The organism is Mesorhizobium kowhaii (assembly GCF_042431665.1).
Lineage (GTDB): Bacteria > Pseudomonadota > Alphaproteobacteria > Rhizobiales > Rhizobiaceae > Mesorhizobium > Mesorhizobium kowhaii.
In genome coordinates, this window is record NZ_JBHLYT010000034.1 from 1 (window position 1) to 18,962 (window position 18,962).

The window sequence follows — 18,962 nt, forward strand, 5'->3', positions numbered from 1 at the left end:
AGGCTGTCCGGGGCTTGAGCGCAAACCGGGTCCGCTCAATGAACGCGAATTCTCGTCGATCTGACGCCTAAACGAGGCTGTCCGCCGGTGAAAAACGAACGACAGAGGCCATTTTCCTACTAGGCGCCAAAACGAACGATAATGCAACATTATCATTCGTTTTGTTGTTTCGACAACCTGTGCGTTTTGGTGCGATAATCATGGTGTAAAGCGCACGGCCACTTTACCCTCAATTTCATGATTCGCCTTGATCCCGCGACCGCCAGCTCCTCTGCGCCGCCCGCCGTTCCGGCCTGGGCGCTGGCCGGCGGCGGCGCGGCCAATGAAACGGACGCCGCCTTCCGGGCCGGCGCCGCCCTGGGTGTCCTCGACACGCTGGCCCGCGCGCAGCCTGCCTGGGCCGGCGTTTGGCGGCAGCGACTTGCGCTCGATTGCGCCGCCGCCAGCATGCGGCTCGCCGGCCGCGCCGAGGACCCGGCTGCCCTGCGCGACGCCTGGTACCTGCGTCCGACCGGCGCCGATCCCGGACCCGCCGGCACCATCTTCGGCGCCTGGCGGCAGCTGGCGCTGCAGCCGCCCACCGCCGGCGCCGAACGTCTGGCGAAGGTGGTCGAGTTGCTCGGGCTCGCTTGGGACAAAGAGGCTCTCGCCGACCTGTGCACGGCGATCGACGACCAGATCCGCGGTGGCCGTTCGTCGCCGTTCGTCGCCGCGGCGATCGCCGCTCACGTCGTCGCCATGCGTCCCGATGCGGAGCTTTTGGCCTGGTGGCTCGCCGACCTGGTGCTAGCGCAATGCCTGCGCTGGCCGCGGCCGCTGCCGCTCCTGATGGCGCAAGCCTTTGGCCCGTCCTTCCGCGCCGAGGCCGTCGGCGGCAAGCGCATCCGCCCCGGGGAAGAAAGCTTTGAGCGCGCGGTTTGCGTCGCGCTGGCCCAGGCGGCGGCCGAGGCCTGCCGGCTGGCTACCGAATTATCGCGCCGCGCCGAAAAACTCCTGGCGGTGGCACCGAAATTGCGCGCCAAAGGCGCCAGCGACGTGATTTTTTTGCTCCTGAATGAAGATGCCGTTTCGGGATCGGTGACGACGAAAAACCTGTCGCGTTTTGCCGCGCGGCGGCTGTTCGAGCGGCTGCAGCAAATGGAGGTCGTGCGCGAGCTCTCCGGCCGTCCCACCTTCCGGCTGTTTGGGCTCTAGCGATGAGCGAAGCCTCTGCCCGCCACAAGCCGAACGATCAGCCGGCGCTGCTTGACACCGAGCTCGATCACCTGCCGCCAGAACTGCGCTGGCGTGAATGGATGGGCCGCGTCGAAGCGGTGATTTTTGCGGCAAATGAACCGGTGACACGTAGTGTCCTCGCGCGGGTGGTGGGCAAAAACTGCAATCTCGAGCTGATCATCGACGACATCCGTGCCGAGCTCGCAGGCCGCCCCTACGAGCTGGTGTCCGTCGCCGGCGGTTGGCAGCACCGGACCAAAAAAGCCTTTGGAGACGTTATCCGCAGTGCATTCGGCTCAGCCGGGCAGGAGAGGAAAGAATTATCGCAGGCGGAGGCGCTTGTCTTGATGTGCATCGCCTATTTCCAGCCGATCACGCGTGGCGAGCTGTCTTCCTTCTTCGGCAAGGAGGTGTCGCGCGACCTGATCGGCGTGCTGCGGGGGCAGGACCTCATCGCCTCGGGGCCGCGCAGCCCGCAGCCGGGCGCGCCCTATACTTATGTGACGACCAAAAATTTTCTCTCGCAGTTCGGGCTCGAGACGCTGCGTCAGCTGCCGGATTTCGAGGCGCTCGAGGATGCCGGACTGCTGTCCAAGGAGAAGCTCTTGGCCGGTGACATTCCGACGGGACTCGCTGCTGATCATTTAGAAGATGAGCTACAATCCAACGCATAGTGTTGCCTGAGCCAGCCAAGTTATTGCAACGGAGCTTGGGATTGTGCCATGCAGTGTCAGGCACTTGGTCAATGATTTCGCTCGGAGGGTGAATTGGCGGAGGCTCTCATAGCTCATCCGCAGTGGACGGACTGCCGCGAAAAGGGCGGTCTCGACCCGCTGGGAATGCAAAATAGCAGCATCGACCTCTATCAACGTCTGCTGCCTGGCGTCAGCAATGTCACACTGCGGATGCGTTACTACGGGCTATACGCGTGGTTAGCCTCCCAGTACGCGCGCCGCTCGACAAGCACGGCATTGCGCGACTGGCAGCAGGTGGTTCGGCGATCCGAGGCGCTGTTTGCCCTTGCCGCAGTGCATGGCGAGGACGCAGGGGGCGTCGCCGGCAGCCGCTGGGCGCGCCGTAAGCTGGCGGCCGAGGGTCGCCGTTTTTCCTTCGCCGAACATGCGGATCCGGGCGGTGACGGCTCGCCATACCTTCAACAGTCTTGGGGCGCGTATGGTGCGGCCTATGGCAGTCAGCTCTTTGAGATCGGTGTTCTGGCCCAGGCTGCAGATCACGCGATCCCAGTGCCAAGTCCACAAATTGGCGATCCACTCGCAACCGCGTTCTCAACAGCGCTCGGCGATGCCGGGAACCGGTTCTATCGCTGCGTGGAGCGCGGGACTGTCAGCCGCACGGATCTTGGCGAACTGTCGCCGATACTCCCATCGGCCATTGGACGCACCGGGACCGAGCGTCGCCTCTATGAGGCGCTGCTATTTGCGCGCGGCGCACTGCACCGGCCCAAGGATCTCGCGCGGCGTGACACGCTTTTGTTGCTTCTGCATTCGGCGTGGCATCTTGGCGAACTGCCGCGAACCGATCAGGTACGGTGGCTGCTTTACGCCGCATCAGCCGCAGACGGGCGGCGTCTTTCTCTGGCCGATGAACGGCTGGAGCTTCAGCGGCGGCGCTGGCGGATCTACCAGGCCAACGATCTCCTGCATTTCAGCTATGAGACGCTGCTCAAATACGTTCTCGATACGCTAGCCGACTATCCTGCCGGCGGCGTGAGGCTGGCGTCCCTGATCGGGAACTGCGTTGAGGCGCTTTCCGATTCACTAGACCCATGGCCGGAGACGTGGAATGGCTTTCGCCAGGCAACAAGGCCAAGGCGGAACGCCGCTACCATCAAACACGGCGGCGAACGGCAATTGTCCGACCTTGGAGCAGACGCTGCGACCCCGCAAGCCCGATGTACCTCCGAATGCGCGGTCGCAGCCTTGAAGCTGCTCGTCATCGTCGAGCAGCGCGTTGCCGAGGATTCCGACAGTGTCAGGGAGGAACTCGGTCCTCTCGACCAACAATTTTTTCATTCGCTCGTCACTGAGACCAAGTTTCTCGCCTCGCTCGACGAGGTGGATTTCACCACGGCAGTCGCGCGGATCATCGAAGGTCGCATCATAAATCGCCATCTGTGGGTGGCGCATCGCAAATTCCGCTATCAGGGCGACTACACGTTCCTCGTCGAAGCGGATGAAGGGCGCGTTCGTCTCCGAGAGACCAGCGGCCCAGTGTTCACCAACCCGCGCTTGGGCTCTGCGCTCAACTTTCTGCGTGACATCCACCTGATTGGCGATAACGGGCTTACCGCGCTCGGGCGAAAGGTGATCGAGGCGCAATGAAGCTTTACGAGAGTTTCGGCAAGCAGGGCTTCCACACCAGCATCGCGACCAGCTTTGGCATCGATTTCGAGGCCTATGAGAACGTGATGTTGGCCCGTTTCCGAGGGGCGGGCTGCCACAACAATCTTCTCGTTGTCGACGCCAACATGCTGAGCCTTGCGCTTGAGGGCAGCGCGCCGCCGCCTGTCTTTGCCGGGCGCAGCTACACCGTTACGCCCGCTATCGCCCGCCGCGTATTTCATCCGAAGGTGGTGCTCCAGTTGGGACGCTCCACGGCCCGCATGTTCGTCAGTTCCGCCAATGTCACCGCACCAGGTTTGGCTGGCAATCTTGAAGTCGTTGGGATGGTAGAGACGGACGATTTCGCCTCCGGCGAGGCCCGCCTGATCGCCGCCGGCTGGCGTTTCATTTCCCAGTTTCTAGACACGCGTCTTGAGTCCGTGCGGCGGCAGATCGAATGGATGCTGGCGAGGACGCCATGGTTGCGTGAGATCGAATCGTCCGACGGCATTGCGCGGCTCAAGGACAAGACGGATGCGGCATTCCTAACGTCGATCGAAACTGCCGGCATTGGCGAGCAATTTCTCGGTGCTCTTGCCGGGCAGCCGGTGCGAAGATTGATCCTGGTGAGCCCATACTGGGACCTCGATCTTTCCACACTGAATCTGCTGCTCGATCGCCTTGAACCAAAGGAAGCCTGCCTGCTGCTGGATCAAGGACGCCACGTATTTGCGGCCGAGGCGATTGCCAAGCGGCACCACAAGCGCGTCAAGCTCTTGGACTTCAAGGCAAAGGGTGGGACGCGCTTCATACACGCCAAGCTAATGGTTGCCCAAACCGCCAAGCGGGATCATGTGCTGTACGGCAGTGCCAACTGCACCGCTGCGGCGCTGGGAGATGCGGCCTTTGTGGGTTCGAACGTAGAAGCTTGCCTCTATCGCGCGCTCCCAGCTGGATCCGTGCTCTCGCAGTTGGGTATCTCGGATGTTCTCCAGAAAAAACCAGTGCCGGTGCGCGATTTCGTGTCGGCTGAGCGCCCAGAGGAAATCCCGCTCGACGACGTAGCCGGCCGTGCCCCCGGTCAGTTCGTCTGCAACCTCGACAAGTTGACCTGGTATCCGCCGTCGGGAGCCGACCTGGAGAACGACCGTGTTGAACCACTCGACCGGGCCGGCGAACTGCTTTCGATCGCTCTACGAAGGGGGTCAGGCGCCGACGATGGCTGCGTGCAGCTGCGGCTGCTCGGCAAGGACCGCCCCGCCTTCGCACGCGTAAGGCGATCGGATGGGAGCGTGTCAGCGCCGGCGATCGTGGCGCGGATCGACGAGCTGCGCGAGGAGGTTCGTGATGCGCGCACACGTCGGATCGACGCAGCGCTGGCGGATATCGATGGCGAAACCGACCTCGGCCTTTGGCTTCTCGAAACGCTCAACGAACTCGAGGCGGCAGAGGCCTCGCTGGTAGACCACAAGGTGCCGCCGATGCGGCGTAACGCGGCACGGCGTATCGACAGCGCCCAAGCAGCAGAAGAGCGCAAACTCACCTATGAGCAATTCATGGCCGGACGACGCTTGCGGTCGGAAATCGACGGCCCTGCTCGCAATAGCCTTGCAGGAAGTTACGCCTCGCATATTCGCAGCTTCCTCAATCGACTCCTGGGCATCCGGACTGAAGAGGAATCTCAGCCGGATGACGAGGCTAACAAGCATCGCGCCGCATTCGGTCGAGGTGATGAGACGGGCAGCGCTGAGGATGCTGTCGAAGGTGGCGGCGAGTTCGGAGGACCGCTGCCAGACGAGCAGCCCATTGCCGAGGTCGATCAGGACGCGCGAGCCCTACATCAGCGTCGGCAAAATCGAGACCAGCTGATTCGGGCCGTGGAGAGTTTGTCGGAAACCGTGGCTGAAAGGGCGTCGCAGAAAGGACTTCGCAGCATCGACTTGTTGCGTCTTCGGGCTGTTTTGATGATCATTGCAAGCGCCGGTTGGAGCGGGGTTCGCCCGCCAAGCAACTCGCTACAGGTGTTGCCGGCCGCGAATGATGGCGATGGTACATGGCCCCGCCTGCTCGGCAAGGTCTTGTTTGCCTATTTCGGAGGGCGGCGCAACGCGATCGCGTCGCTGGTGCTCGACGATTTGGACGACCAGATCCCCAAGGACATTCTTGAATGCTGGGCGACCTGCATTTGGGTGATACAGGTTACGATAGCGGGCGTTTCCCGGCATCGCGAGTCTCAGACAATCGCACGGGTTCTCGAAACGCTCAGGGCCACTATTTACCGCGTCATTGCCTTGGGCGTGGAGGAATTGGAGGGCGCCTCCGTGCTTGGCGTTCTGGATGCGCTTAGCAATCGTTTCGGTCCGAGACTAGGGATTGATTCCCCCAGCGTTCTGGCAGCCCACAGGCAAACGAGTAGGATGCTCTCGGGTGAAAACGCCCTGAACGCTTCGGACCGTGAGCGCTGAGGGAATCGCCAGCGGTCGGACATCGGCAACATGGTCAATCTACTGTGCTGTCGCTCAGGTGAGAGCACTTGGAGCCGCGATACGGCTGCTAGCGAACGTCTTCGGTTCCGGGCACCTTCGTCACACGCAGAATGGCGCCGACATCAACTTCTGCGCCGCCGGACCCTATGGTCTCCCAGGCACCGGTCGCTAAAAGAACCGCGAGCGTCTCGTCATCGACCACGTCGTAGGCGGCAAAGAGCTCCGAGAGAACCGGAGAAGACGGAAGCCGGTCGTTCAGCCCAGCCGCGAGGTTGGCGGTACGGATCTGCATCTCGCGCAGTAGGATCTTTCGGTCGGCACGTCGGCCTGTAATCGCTTGCCGGATATCTGCTCGCGCAGGGCGTCCGTAGGCACCACCACCAGCAGTCGCTCGAAGCACTGATGGCGGTTTAGCGCGAGCATGGTCTCAGTCTTGCCGGTACCGGTCGGCATGACGATGGTGGCAGGGTCGGTCGACCTTGTCGCATGTGCCAAGGCAGCATGGAGCCCGCCGATCTGCGGACGCCGCAGCCCAGGCCTCGCCGGAGGGCCGTTCTCTGCGGAGCGTCCTTCTCGCAAGTGAACCGCGTCTGCCCACGAAGCGGAGACGCGACCCAGTCGCTCGACACGGGCGGCCCGATTGATGGTGGCGATGTTGGTCGGCAGCACATTCATCCACCGGCCGTCGTCCAGTTTAAGCGCCTCGGCGATCCGCACCGGCTCCGCCGCGCCGGGCACCAGGAGAATAAGATCGGCGTCCAGCGTTGTCGCCGTCTTCGCACTGATGATCTTCAGCGTCTCGTCGGATCTGAGAACCGTGTCATATCCTTTGACGCGGCGGATCGCGAAGGGCGTAACCGACAGCGCACATGCTGCGCCGGAACGGCCAGTTGCCGCACAGCGCTTTCCAGCGCCTTGCCTTCGACCGCAAGCCGGACCGGCAACAGCAGTTCGACCTCTAGATTGAAGAGGTCATCGTGACTGGAGGCGGAGGCGCGCTTGCGAAAAGCCATCGGGATTTCTCAGGCCGCCATCGCCTGGAGCGAGGGAGAAACAGCGATTACGACCGCGCTTGTCATCAGTACAATCAAGCCCTGCTCGGCGCCGGTCATGTCGAGATAGGCGAGCACCTGTGCGCGATAATGCTCGAGCGTTTGAGGCTCGGGGTTCACGTCGCTCTTCCAGTCGACGACTACGACTGGCCGGCCAGAAGGGTGGACCGTCAACGCGTCGGCAATGCCCGCCATCGCCACCAGTTCGGTGTCTTCACCGTGAAGGACATAGACTGGAAATTCGGCAAGTAGCGCGGGCCGAAGAGCCGCGATCTCGGGTATCGCGAGCGTCCGCGCGACGCAGCCGGCCAGTTCTTCCGGGACAAGTCCGGCAGTCGGATCGGCGGCCGGGATCTTGCCAAGGGCGCGGATGAGACTCTCGGCCCGCGTGGCGAGCGCCGAAAAGGCCTCACATGTCTCGCCGGTCAGGACCTCTTCCATCAGCTTGTGCAAGATGAGGCCACGTTCGCGGCCCCCTTGCACGAGAGCGGGAGCCTCGAGCTCGGCCGGCGGACTATCATCCGAGCCGGTCCAGATGTCGGCTTCTTCCTCCTGCAATACCGTGCTGGTCGCATTCTCGCCGCGGCTGGGTGCAAGCCAGGTCAATCGTACCTGCCGATCGGCGATCGCGCTGGCCTCGGCGGCAAAACCCTCCCGCGTCTGATCGTTGCTGGCGCTGCCCACCGCGACGTTCGGACCGAGCGGCAAGTGGAAAACGTCGAGGGCGGGAAGCGCAGCAAGCGACAGGTCGACCAGACCGATCCAGGCAGACTTGGAGGGCGTGACGTCGAGCCGCGGCAGAACGAGCAATTCCCGAGCGCGCGTTGCCGCGACATACCAGAGGCGGACGCGTTCGCGATCCAGTTCATCCCTTTCCGTCTGGCGCGCGATGTCGTAACCGGACGGCGCGACGCCGAGGATCGGGCAATAAAAGGTGTCGGTCTGGCGATCGATCACCGCACTGTCGGGCGCCATCACTCCGGTCATGGTATTGATGGGAATGACCACCGGCCATTCGAGGCCCTTGGCGGCGTGCATGGTGAAAAGCGCAACGGCTTCTTCCTGGGCGTCGGGCCGACCTTCGACAGCGCGGGCCTCATCGGTCCAGGCCGCTGTCATCGCCTCGGAGAAGGCCCGCAGGCCACGCACGGCATAGCTAGTCGAGAGGCTGAGATAGAGGTCGACATTGGCGAGCGCGCGCTCGGCCTGACCGCGATGGCGGTCGAGCAGTATGGGACGTAAGCGCAGCACATCCACGGCTTGCGAAAGCAGCTTGTGCGGGGTCGTGCTGTTGCCGCTTCGATAGAGCGCTTGCAACTTTTTGACCACATCGCGCGCCAGCGGATGAGCGATCGTCGCAGGATCGATCCCAAGGTCGAGGCGGGGAATGCGGTCAGGTTCGTCAGCTGATCGCGGAAGCACCCAGACGATATCCAACAATTCCTCTTCGCTGAGCCCGACCAGCGGGCCGCGCAGCAGAGCGCCAAGCGCCAACGTGTCGCGGCGATCAGCCAACACCCGCGTCAGCGCGATGAGATCCTGCACTTCCTGCCGGCGGAACAAGCCCTTGCCGGCCTGGGTTGCCACCGGAATGCCGCGCCGTTCGAGGGCTTCCTCATAGCGCCACAGATCGGCGCCAGTCGGCGCAAGAAGGGCGATGTCGCCCGGCTGACAAGGCCGTTCCCTGCCGGCTTTGCGATCCAGAACCGGATGGCTGCCAATCAATCGGGCACACAGGTCAGCAACCGCATAGGCTTCCGCGTGTCGTTGCCGCTCGGCGCTGGCCTTGCCGTTCTCGTCGGCAACGGTAATGTCCAGCGCGGCGACGCACACACTATCGCCCCGATCGTCATGGAAGGGATCGAGCGCCGTGAAGCCGGGCTGGCCATCCGCCGACAGGATGGCCTCGAAGCGATCGTTGACGAATGTGAGGATCGAGGCGCAGGAGCGGAAATTAGTCGAGATCGAAATGAGGCCGTGCGCATCCTGCTCTGCGAAGGCGGTGCGCGCCTCGACATAGGCGCCGACATCCGCGCCCCGAAAGCGGTAAATCGCCTGCTTGGGATCACCCACGAGGAAGAGCGCGCCCGGCCGAATCCTGAAGTTGGTCCAATCCTGCGGATTGTCTCCAGGATCACCGCACAGGCGCCAGATGATTTCCATCTGGAGCGGGTCGGTATCCTGAAACTCGTCAACAAGAACCTTCGCGTACCGCTGTCCGAGCGCCTGTCGTACTACCTCAAATTCGCGCAGCAAATCGCGGGCGGCATAGATGAGGTCGTCAAAGTCGAGCTGGGCGCTGGCGCGCTTGTGCTCGTGATAACGCTGTACAATCGGCTGGGCTTCGCCGATCAGCGCGGCGAGAACCTGACCGGAAGCTGCCTGAAGAAGGGCATTCCAGGCCGAACAGCAAGCCTCAAACAGAGTTTGAGCAGCATCGTTCAGCCGCTCGCCGTCCGCCTTGGAAAGACCCGCCTGTTTGGCCGCGGCTGCCCATTTGCCCTTCTTGCGATAGGAGGAAAAGGTGCCGGCCTTGGTGCACAGGTCAAGATGCGGTCGCGAGACCAGCAGCCCCACCAGGCCTGTAGGCGTGGCGACCTCCGCTAGCGTCGGGAGAGCCGCCGCCATTTCAAAAAAGCGTTGCGCGTAGCCCTCCGTCTCCGGTTCCCCGGCGTCGGCGGTCCGCATGAAGGCGGAGATATCGTCTGACGCCTGCCGGAAAGCCTGCAGGTGATCGGCCAGCGGCATCACCGCAGGCGCCGTGAGGCTCCTACGCCGGCGCAGCGCTTCGGCGATCTTATGCATCAGCGCCACGGTCTCTGCGGGACTGTGCAGCACCATCTCGACCAGGATGCCACCATGGCCGCCGGACAAGCGGTCGCGCAGCCAGCCATCGACGATTTCGATGAAGGCGAGATCAGCCTGGTTCCGATCCAAGACGGCGGCGCCCGGATCGATATTCGCCTCGGCCGGATAGGGCTTGATGAGACGCTGGCAGAAGCCGTGGATGGTCGAACAGGTGATCTGGTCGATCGCGGCGGTCGCCGCGATCAGATTGTCGCGCTGCGCCTGCGACAGTCCGTCGGGGAGCCCGACAGCGAGCTCGGGTGCGATGTGGCCAGCGGCGAGATCGGCGACGAAATCCCGGACGCGCGAAAGCAGTTCGCTAGCAGCCAGCTCGGTGAAGGTGACCGCGGCGATTGTGTGCGGTGCGACGCCCTGCGCCAGCATGACGGCGATGCGGCCGGCCATGACCGAGGTCTTACCCGATCCCGCGCCGGCCTCGACGAGGATGGAGCGATCATGACGGCCGATCGCGTCATGTCGGGCGCCGTCATCCTTGAGGATCTTTATGCTGCCCATCATTCAGTCTCCCAGACCTGAGCGAGTTCGCCGAGCCGTTCGGTCGCGGCAGATTGCTTGCGTTTGCAGTAAGTGGCGCCGGCATTGGCCGGCAGGGCGAAGGCGAGATCGTCATAGTCGCCACCCGTATCCGGACCGGGCAGTGCCGCGCCGCCCGCAAGCGCGGTGCGTGCGGCGAGGAGATAGCCCCTGACGTCCACGAGCACGGCTTCCGGATCGTGAAGTTGAAGATCCAGCGGTTCGCGCGGATAAAGCAACGACGCGCTGATCGCGACATGGTCGCCCAAGAGCGCTTTGACCGCGAAGGCGTAAAGACAGCGCTGAAGCTCGCGCCCGCCGTTCAGACGAATCCCGCCCTTCGGGGGGCTGCCGGTCTTGTAATCGCGCACCAGCGCGCGGCTTCCGTCACCAGCGATGTCGAGCCGGTCGATATAGCCTGCGATCTGAAAGCCCGTATTCGGGATCGTCACGGGCAAGCTTGCATCCCACGGAGGCTCCGCCGTCGATTTGGGTTCCGACCCTCCGAAAGGCACTTCGCCATAGGAGCGGTTGCCCGGCAGATGATCATTGCCATAGGCGAGCGCCTGACCGGCCAGATTGCGTGCATCACCGAGCGTCCGGACCCAAATGGCATTAGGGGGAATGGGGCGCTCGCTTTCCCATTCGGCGGCCACTGCGGCCGAAGCCTCGGCCACAGCGACCTCGATTGCAGACGGATCGGCTGACGCCAGGCCGCCTGCCGCTTCGAGATTTCGCAAAGCACGATCCAGAACCAGATGGACGAGGTCACCAGCCGCGAGCGCATCGAGCACGAGCGGTTCGGCGGTGCTTTGCGTGGCTTTCCAGCCGAAGGCATAGCGCCAGATAAAACCGAGGGGGCTGCGCAGCAGCGTCTTGAGCGAGCTTGCCGACTGCGTCCGAGCGAGGATCGCGAGAATAAGCGGATGATCGGGCCGGACAAGGCCGTCATGGGGTGTGACTTCTGCCAGCCGCCAGTCACGCCAGCAGGCACGTGCGGCGATCGCCTGCGGATCGGCAGCGAATTCCTGCGGCCGGGCCATGAGCCGGTCGGTTTCGCTAAAGGCATGCGTGGGGACGGAGTTGCGGCGCAGATAGGTTTCATCGCCACGGGCGGCAAGTAGCGGGCTGCGGCCCAGCAGTCGGCCGTCGCTATCGCGCCGGGCGCGGGACAGAATCACCTCACCGGCGGTGGTCGCGAGGATCGTCTTGAAGTCGCGACGGTCGGACAGGCTGACGGGAAGCGGCTCGAGTTCGGCGGTCGGAATGATGTGGTCGGGGATTAGCCGGTCCTCGGCGATTCCGCGCGGCCAGCGCGAGGAGTTAAGTCCGATCAGCCTGACGAAACGGCGTGGCGATGCCGCAAGGGCGCTGGCCGGCATCCAAGCGACCGACACGCAGGCCTCCAGCTCATCATCCTGGTTCAGCGTTTCGAGCGTGACATCGATCGACGCGGCAGGGCTGGCGAGCAACGCCTTGCGCCAGATTGACAAAGCCCGGCCCTTAAGGAAGGTCTCGCCGATCTCTTGCGCGGCGTCCGGCCCTTTTGCCAGCAATTCGACCGCCGTGCGCAAGACCGGGACATGGTTCATGCCGTCGGGCCAATCGTCCGGTTTGAGGCGCGTTAGCACGCGGCTCCAGGCCGCCGATGTGGACAAGGGCGCATCGCTAGGCAGGAGCCGCAGCCAGCCTTCGGGAAGCGAAGCAAGGGGCGCCGAATCGCGGCACAAGGCCACAAGACGGCGCAGACGCGACTGCGAGATCCCGCGCACGACGATGTCCGCGAGCGCTGCGGCCGCCTGTCCCTCCCGCGTGGTGGCGACGCGGAAACCGTGAACGAAATGCAGGTCGATATTGGCATCGGCGCGCAGCGCCAGGAAATGGTCGTCATATTCGGCCGGCGAGGCAGTGGCGATGGCGATGGCGGAGGGCGAGACGCCCGACGCGAGCAACGCGCGCGCCCAGCGCATGGCCTCGATGGCTTCGTGATAGGCGGTCGCGGCGCTAACGGAACCAACCATCGGCCGTTCGGCCTCGTCGCGCACGACAACGACGCCGCTATCGCCAACCCAGGCCGGGACAGAGCGGGGGCCGGCGGACCATTGCACCGGAATGCGCGCGGCGAGCGCCTTTACCAAGGGTCGCCAGCATGGAGACAGTTCGGTGAGGCCGACGACCTCGATCGCGCCGAGAACGGCCGGCGCATGTGCAAGACGGCTGTTGGCTGCCGTGACGATATCGACCGGTCGCATCATCCCTTCGGGAAGTTGGGTGAGAACTGCCGCCTCCAGGCGCGCGATGGCGTCGAGACGGGGATGATCGCTCGACCGGGCGGCCAAATCGATGCCGGCGCGCCATGCCTTATGGAGCGTGTCCGCAGCCGCGCCGATCATGCCCGGCAGCATCTTGATGGTCTCCAGCTCACCCATGGGCGTGGCGGGAAGAACTGCCTGAATCGCCGCGCGTAGGCTTTCCTCGTCGATCGTCCGGACAAATCCACCGGCGAGCCGCACGGCGGCCTGCTCGAAGGACATGATCTGAAGGCCATGGCGACCGCCGCGCGCCGCCGCAAGGCGGGCCTCCCGCATCGCCAGGCGACCGTGAACGATAAGTGTGGATCGAATCGCGGTCGCCATCGCCGTTTCCCCTTCCAGATTACTTCTTGTTCGAACGCTGGGTCAGCGCCGAGGCTGCCGCGCTTTTTCGCAGCCTTGCTGCTCTTGGGGTTCCGCAGAACCTTGGATGCCGCGCTTGCCGCTTTCTGCGTTTGGGCATTGCCTTTCATCCCAATTCGCACTCGCCTTCATTGACGAATGAGTCTGATGGGGATATTAGTTATTCGAATCTAATAACTGTGTCCATATATTTTTTATCTCCATATGGGATTGAAAGCTGATGATGAGAGAAGCCGCGAAGGCGTTGAAATGGGGTGTGGAGCGCCGGCTCGAATTCATTGAATTCCGGCTATTCTGGGAGGGCGGTGTCAACCGCTCCGACATCATCCAGATGTTTGATGTGTCCGTCCCCCAGGCGTCGAAGGACCTGACGCTCTACCAGGAGCGTGCCCCGCAGAACGCGATCTACGACAAGAGTGCGAAACGCTATGTCGCGGGGCCCCAGTTCTCGCCGACTTTCCTGAAGCCGGACCCAGACGGGTATCTTTCGCGCCTACGATCGTTGGCGGAAGGTCTCACCGACCATAGCGACTCCTGGATCGCGAATCAGCCTGAGACCGACATCGCACTAACACCGCGACGAAAGGTAGACGCAGATGTATTGAAGGCCGTTCTCCAAGCAGTCCGCGAGAACCGTTCGCTCGAAGTCTACTATCAGTCGATGGGGAGCAGACGAACCGACCCAACATGGCGTCGCATGACGCCGCATGCCTTCGGCTACGACGGCTTTCGTTGGCATGTTCGCGGCTATTGCCATATCGATGAGAAGTATAAGGATTTCCTGCTTCCGCGAATCCTCAGTGTGCGCCATATGGATGTGCCTGGTCCAGGCGGCGATCAGGATGTCTTTTGGAACAGGACCTTCGATATTGAGATTGGCCCCCACCCTGGACTGACCGCCAGTCAGCGCGTGGTGGTCGCGAAGGACTACGGCATGACGAATGACCGTGCCGTCCTTACGGTTCGGTACGCGATGCTATTCTATGTGCTTAAGCGGCTGGGGCTTCTGGGAGACGCAAGACAGCATAATCCACGCACCCAACATATTGTCGCGCTCAATCCCCATGAGACAGAGCGAGCGCTGCAGCTTGCGAATTTCGAATTCGGCGAAGTCGAGCAGGCGCAGAAAAAAGTCGGAGATGCTCGATGAGGGCCGCGGCAACAGCTTTACAGTGCTTTTTTTTAAAGCCTATTTTCAGTCCGGTAGTGTGGTTCGGGTGATGCACCATCGGTTGCACAGATGATGTGTTGACTTGGTGGGTTTAACCGCCAGTCTACAAGTCGGCGGTGTCATCGATTCGGTGAATGGGGATATGGACCAAGCGAGCATTGCGGTTCGCATGGCGGCGAAGGGATTGGTCGAAGCGCATCGTGCATCTTTGACCAGCCGCGGAGTTCTGTCCCAAGGCCCCGACATGCCGCTTACTCTGCGACGTGGGATGGCGCTCATTTCGGCGGTTGCTTTGGCGGATGGCTATTCCTCAGACATCGCAAGTCAGGTGAATGATTTCACAACGCTCGCAACAAGACCCGTCCGCGAATGGGGCCCGGCTTCTCTTGCGCTATGCGAAGAACGGAACGCCATCCTTGTGGATGAAGGCTACGGCACGCCCACGGCTGAATGCATTGATCTTGCTGAAATCAGCGACGAGGGATCGATCGTGGAGGACATCTTCCACGAGAAGTTGAGAACGGCGCTGTCGAGGGTCGGCAAGAATGCAGACCGCCTTTACCGCTCGGTTCGCGAAAACATCATCCGGAAACCTTGCAGGACAAGAAAGGAAGTCCTGGCCTTCGCCCTCGAAGTTCCAGAACTCGCCTCGGAAATCCCGACCTTCTTTTCTCCGCTGCCGGCTTCGGCCCTTCACGGAAAGACATTGCGGCTTTGCGCCCGCTGCAACGCACCCCTTTTTGCCGACCCCAACCGCTCGCGTTATCCGAACGGCCGCTGCGCCGTCAGGGAATGCCGCATGTCGTGGCCGGATATGGCCGTTGGCGAAGAGCACCAGATTCCCGTCCATGACGACTGGCGCATGGCGAACCCCGTCATCATGACCTTCTGGGTCGGGCCGGGCCTGCCGGAAATCGCTCTTTATGATGCTCTCCGCAAAAAGCGTGAGGATGTCGTTCTTTATCCCATGTGCGATCTCGCCGACATCGGAATCGAGGGAACAAAGATCGGCATAGATGTGAAGTCCTATTCGAGCGCGGCCGTCCTGGGGAAGCGCTTCTCGGCGAAGATTGGAGGCATGGCTGCCTTCCGCCGCCGGATCGTGGCTGTCCCCGATTTCTGGATAAAGGCCGACCGGGATTACCTGCGCACGGCATCGGCCGTTTGCGGCAACAAGGACGGCATCGAGTTCATGTCGGTTTCCCAGGTGGCGGAGGCGTTTTCGTGAGGGAGCGGCCCGAAGGTTTTTCAAACGCGCTCGCCATCCAGTGGCTGTGTGCTGCTGTGGAGCAGTTCACAGGGAGCAACGAACTGGCGGACACGCCCGGATTTCTCTCTGGCTTTTCCTCGATCGCAGACCATCCCTCGCTGGCACCGTTCGCAAAAGCAGCCTTTTCGCTACGCCAGCTTGGCGTGAGCTATACATCGGAAAACGAACTCCGTCAGGCGGTCTACGATTTCCTGACATGGGAGGAGATGCGCCGGGAAGAAGACGAAAACTACGTCGACCAGCCCTACAGCATCGACCCGAGGTCGAGGCGCATCACCTTCAGGCGACGCGCCGGGAATGACACCAGGATCGAACAGTGGGCTCAAGCACTCGAGAACGGCATTGCCGTCCGCATGCACGGCATGTCTCCCGCCGAACCGGACAGGGCGATGGGTATTGATCCTCGGGAAGCGGGAGCGCGGCGCATCAATATCGACCTGGGGGATGCCGCGGAACATTTGCCCGAGCGGCCTGTCCACGACAATTCCCCGCGCGAGCGCCGTCCCGTCTCTATCCCTCTGAGCGAACTGCAGGCCATTGCTGAAAGGTTCGACGCCATTGATGCGGCCGATCCCAACAGGATGCCCAAGTCATGGTCGCGGCGTCTTCGTGATGCGAGAGGGGCGGCAAAGGTGGATGTGCTGGTTCCGGCAGCCGACGGGGCGAGGCTGGTCGCGACGGATGCCATCACTCTTGACGGCCTCAAGCACATGATAGGCCTGCCCGGCACGGGCAAGACGACGCTGGTCGCCCTTATCATTGCTTGGCTGTACGAACGGAAGCTTCGCACGGTTGTCCTGCTCCCCTCGATCGAGGTCAGTTTCAACCTGATGTCGGACCTGTCCGGTTACGGGGTCGATGTCGGGCTTCTCATGGGACAGTCGCCTGAAACCCGTCTCAGCCATGCGCGCAAGCTGGCCGAGCGCATCGGCTCGTTGGACGGTGCCAGGGGGTTCGGCCGTACCGTTCCGTTCGCAGACCTCATGTCGGTGAATTGTGCGCTGGCCGGGTTCGACGACAGACATGACGAAGAACAGCCATTTCCCCATATCGATCCGCCCTGCACGCGCATCTCCCAGGCAAAGCTGAAAGCCGACGGCACGCCGCGTAACAAGGAATCGACCCTGTTCTGCCCCGCTTCCTCATGGTGCGGCCGCATGAAAGCGGCAAGGCTACTTGTCGAACGCCGTGTCTGGCTGGGGCACGTGATGTCTCTTGATACTAGAATGCCGCCGCATTTCGCCGAAGAGCACATCCGCCACATTGAAGCGGTCGCCCGGACGGCGGATGTCGTCATCGCCGACGAGGTGGACGGCATCCAGTCCGTCCTCGACAGCAGGGCTGTTGGCGAGATCACGATATCCGGCGCTCAGTCTTCATATGAAAACAGGCTTCTTGACGACCTCCTGAAGCCGATTGCACTGGGCGAAAACGATCGGACAGGAACGAATGTCGCCGATTACGCCTCCAAGGCGACACGGTTCATCGACCTCAACAGGTTCCTGGTCAGGCTGCTGCAGAACGACCGGGTGGCATCCGGCAACCGTTTCTTCGCCAGCTATGACGACGCCTTCATAACAGGCAACAGGGTGGTCGCCGACCTCTTCGGCGATCCCGCCAAAAGCCGCGGCAACGATGCCGAACGGGCGGCCGAGGACGAACGGGTCGGCGCGATCATGGCGTTTTGGGACGCCTGCATAAGACAGGTGCTTTTCAGGACGCTGGACACCGCCGAGGGCGAGGAACGGGATTTCGACATCCGGCGTACCGCCATCACCCTGTCGAAATCGGAAGGGGAGGTACAAGAGGCGTTCCGCCGGATCAACGATGCTCTCCAGGACTGGCTGTCCTACCCTTCGAGCGTCCAGAAAGCGGACGCTATCGAGGAAGCACGCAAGGCGATGATGGAATTCGTTCCGCCGAACCCCGAACTCGGCATTGCGAAATCCACGGCGCTCTTCACCTTCCTGGTCAACGTCTCCAGCGTGATCATGCAATTCCTGTCCCTGTTGCCGGCACAACACGTCATGGCGGCCGAGGGCGTTCACCGCTCGCCGATACTCGTCGACGGCATGAGCATGGATTTCGGACGGCTGGTACCGGATTCAATTATCGGACGGCTGGCTGGCGTGCGCTTCCTCTTTCAGCAGCGCAGGGGCCGTAACAGCCTCCAGCTGCATTATGTGACGTTCGAGGGAGCGCCCAGAATGCTCCTTTACCGCCTGCATGAACTGCTCCGCCATGACGGCGTAAAGCGCGGACCGAACGTCCTTCTTACGAGCGCAACCTCTTTCTTGGCCAACAGCCCGGCTTTCCACGTTCCCGTCGGGCCTGACTATGTGCTCCGCCGGACGGACAGCGATACCGCATGGAAGGAAAGCCGTTATCTCCTGAGGCCGATACCCGATCCCCAGAACCCGAAGAAAGCGCTGCGGTTCTCCGGTGCACCCTACGAAGACCGGGAACGCATCATGCGTGCGATGACGGACCACTTCGTCAGGGAAGGCGGCCTGCTGCAGAGCCTGCTGTCGGATTCCTTCGCCAAGGGCCGCAAGCTTGCCTTCGTCGTCAACGGCTACGAGCAGGTCCGGCTGGTCAAGGACTATGCAATGTCGGTGTCCGAGCGCAACGGGCGAAGGCTGGTCGCCGTCGTCAATGCGGTCCCGGAAGGCAATATAGGCGACTACGTCACCGCCGCCCAGGTCGAAAGGTTGGGCGAACGCGACGACTGGGATGCCGTCGTATTTCCGATGAAAGCGCTGTCACGCGGCGTGAACATCGTCTTCGGCGGGCCGCTTTATTCCGAAACAGAACTTGAGGACAAGGCGGCCATCGGAACGGTCGTCTTCCTGACGAGGCCGCACCCAGCGCAGGAGAGTTTCGACTTCGTCGCCGGGATGGTCGGCCGAAGCTCCATGGAATTCGACCGCGAGGCCTTCGGCAAGGACATGAAACCGCGTGATCTCGTAGAACGTCTGCGCACCATCCGCCGCCAGGCCATGACCGACGTCCGCAGGCTCCTTCGCCACTCGGTCCGGTTCGGGACGCTCGGCAATCTCAATGACGCCTTCGTTGCCGATGTGATGATCGATGTCATCCAGACCATCGGGCGCTCCATGCGAAACGGATGCAAGACACGCGTCCTGTTCGTGGATGCGGCATGGGCACCGAACTCCACCCGGCCGGAGGGGCCGTCCGAAGACACGGCCTCCACGAGCTATCTCGTTGCCATGCAGCGCATACTGGACCGCCTCGTGAATTCCGGGGATGCCGTGCACGCCGAAATCTATGAGGCCCTCTACAGGCCGTACCTTGAGCCGCTTTCCCGATGCCAAGGCCTGTCGGTCAAGGGCACGGCGGAGCAATAGAA

The 18,962-nt window shown here is 62.5% G+C and carries 11 protein-coding genes; 7 read left to right on the forward strand and 4 right to left on the reverse strand.

Annotation, left to right across the window (positions count from 1 at the left end):
• Positions 1–237 precede the first annotated feature (237 nt).
• The 4 genes from ACFFNA_RS22375 (at position 238) to ACFFNA_RS22390 (ending at position 6,022) form a co-directional block, all read left to right on the forward strand.
• The gene (locus tag ACFFNA_RS22375) at positions 238–1,194 is read left to right on the forward strand and encodes a DUF1403 family protein (protein WP_378921706.1); all 957 of its coding nucleotides are present in this window, start codon (positions 238–240) and stop codon (positions 1,192–1,194) included.
• A 2-nt stretch (positions 1,195–1,196) separates the two neighbouring features.
• Complete coding sequence (gene scpB / locus ACFFNA_RS22380; RefSeq protein ID WP_378921708.1) at positions 1,197–1,889, forward strand: SMC-Scp complex subunit ScpB; 693 nt, start codon at positions 1,197–1,199, stop codon at positions 1,887–1,889.
• A gap of 93 nt (positions 1,890–1,982) precedes the next feature.
• The gene (locus ACFFNA_RS22385; RefSeq protein ID WP_378921710.1) at positions 1,983–3,557 is read left to right on the forward strand and encodes a hypothetical protein; all 1,575 of its coding nucleotides are present in this window, start codon (positions 1,983–1,985) and stop codon (positions 3,555–3,557) included.
• A complete protein-coding gene (locus ACFFNA_RS22390) occupies positions 3,554–6,022 on the forward strand; it encodes a hypothetical protein (RefSeq protein WP_378921712.1) in 2,469 nt (822 codons plus the stop codon). The genes ACFFNA_RS22385 and ACFFNA_RS22390 overlap by 4 nt, the downstream gene beginning before the upstream one ends.
• A gap of 88 nt (positions 6,023–6,110) precedes the next feature.
• On the opposite strand, the gene ACFFNA_RS22395 is transcribed toward ACFFNA_RS22390, so the two are convergent.
• The 4 genes from ACFFNA_RS22395 to ACFFNA_RS22410 all read right to left on the reverse strand — a co-directional run bounded on the left by ACFFNA_RS22395 (position 6,111) and on the right by ACFFNA_RS22410 (position 13,112).
• Complete coding sequence (locus ACFFNA_RS22395; protein ID WP_378921714.1) at positions 6,111–6,335, reverse strand: hypothetical protein; 225 nt, start codon at positions 6,333–6,335, stop codon at positions 6,111–6,113.
• Entirely contained in the window at positions 6,299–6,718 is a 420-nt protein-coding gene (locus ACFFNA_RS22400) for a DEAD/DEAH box helicase family protein (protein ID WP_378921744.1), read from the reverse strand. The genes ACFFNA_RS22395 and ACFFNA_RS22400 overlap by 37 nt, the downstream gene beginning before the upstream one ends.
• A gap of 347 nt (positions 6,719–7,065) precedes the next feature.
• Positions 7,066–10,461, reverse strand: coding sequence for a UvrD-helicase domain-containing protein (locus tag ACFFNA_RS22405; RefSeq protein ID WP_378921715.1), 3,396 nt, complete (start codon positions 10,459–10,461; stop codon positions 7,066–7,068).
• Entirely contained in the window at positions 10,458–13,112 is a 2,655-nt protein-coding gene (locus ACFFNA_RS22410; RefSeq protein ID WP_378921717.1) for a PD-(D/E)XK nuclease family protein, read from the reverse strand. The genes ACFFNA_RS22405 and ACFFNA_RS22410 overlap by 4 nt, the downstream gene beginning before the upstream one ends.
• Positions 13,113–13,371: 259 nt before the next feature.
• Between ACFFNA_RS22410 and ACFFNA_RS22415 the strand changes: the two genes are divergently transcribed.
• The 3 genes from ACFFNA_RS22415 to ACFFNA_RS22425 all read left to right on the forward strand — a co-directional run bounded on the left by ACFFNA_RS22415 (position 13,372) and on the right by ACFFNA_RS22425 (position 18,960).
• Positions 13,372–14,301 (forward strand): helix-turn-helix transcriptional regulator, encoded by a 930-nt coding sequence (locus tag ACFFNA_RS22415; RefSeq protein WP_446685974.1) that lies wholly within the window; start codon positions 13,372–13,374, stop codon positions 14,299–14,301.
• 106 nt (positions 14,302–14,407) lie between these two features.
• On the forward strand, positions 14,408–15,550 hold the full coding sequence (locus ACFFNA_RS22420) for a restriction endonuclease-related protein (RefSeq protein WP_378921748.1): 1,143 nt from the start codon (positions 14,408–14,410) through the stop codon (positions 15,548–15,550).
• The gene (locus ACFFNA_RS22425) at positions 15,547–18,960 is read left to right on the forward strand and encodes a pPIWI_RE_Z domain-containing protein (protein WP_378921719.1); all 3,414 of its coding nucleotides are present in this window, start codon (positions 15,547–15,549) and stop codon (positions 18,958–18,960) included. The genes ACFFNA_RS22420 and ACFFNA_RS22425 overlap by 4 nt, the downstream gene beginning before the upstream one ends.
• The last annotated feature ends 2 nt before the right edge of the window (positions 18,961–18,962 follow it).

Bases quoted from the DNA above. Each gene is read 5' to 3' on its own strand.
- ACFFNA_RS22375 (WP_378921706.1), top strand. From the start codon at position 238: ATGATTCGCCTTGATCCCGCGACCGCCAGCTCCTCTGCGCCGCCCGCC.
- scpB (WP_378921708.1), top strand. From the start codon at position 1,197: ATGAGCGAAGCCTCTGCCCGCCACAAGCCGAACGATCAGCCGGCGCTG.
- ACFFNA_RS22390 (WP_378921712.1), top strand. From the start codon at position 3,554: ATGAAGCTTTACGAGAGTTTCGGCAAGCAGGGCTTCCACACCAGCATC.
- ACFFNA_RS22395 (WP_378921714.1), bottom strand. From the start codon at position 6,335: ATGCAGATCCGTACCGCCAACCTCGCGGCTGGGCTGAACGACCGGCTT.
- ACFFNA_RS22400 (WP_378921744.1), bottom strand. From the start codon at position 6,718: ATGAATGTGCTGCCGACCAACATCGCCACCATCAATCGGGCCGCCCGT.
- ACFFNA_RS22405 (WP_378921715.1), bottom strand. From the start codon at position 10,461: ATGATGGGCAGCATAAAGATCCTCAAGGATGACGGCGCCCGACATGAC.
- ACFFNA_RS22410 (WP_378921717.1), bottom strand. From the start codon at position 13,112: ATGGCGACCGCGATTCGATCCACACTTATCGTTCACGGTCGCCTGGCG.
- ACFFNA_RS22415 (WP_446685974.1), top strand. From the start codon at position 13,372: ATGATGAGAGAAGCCGCGAAGGCGTTGAAATGGGGTGTGGAGCGCCGG.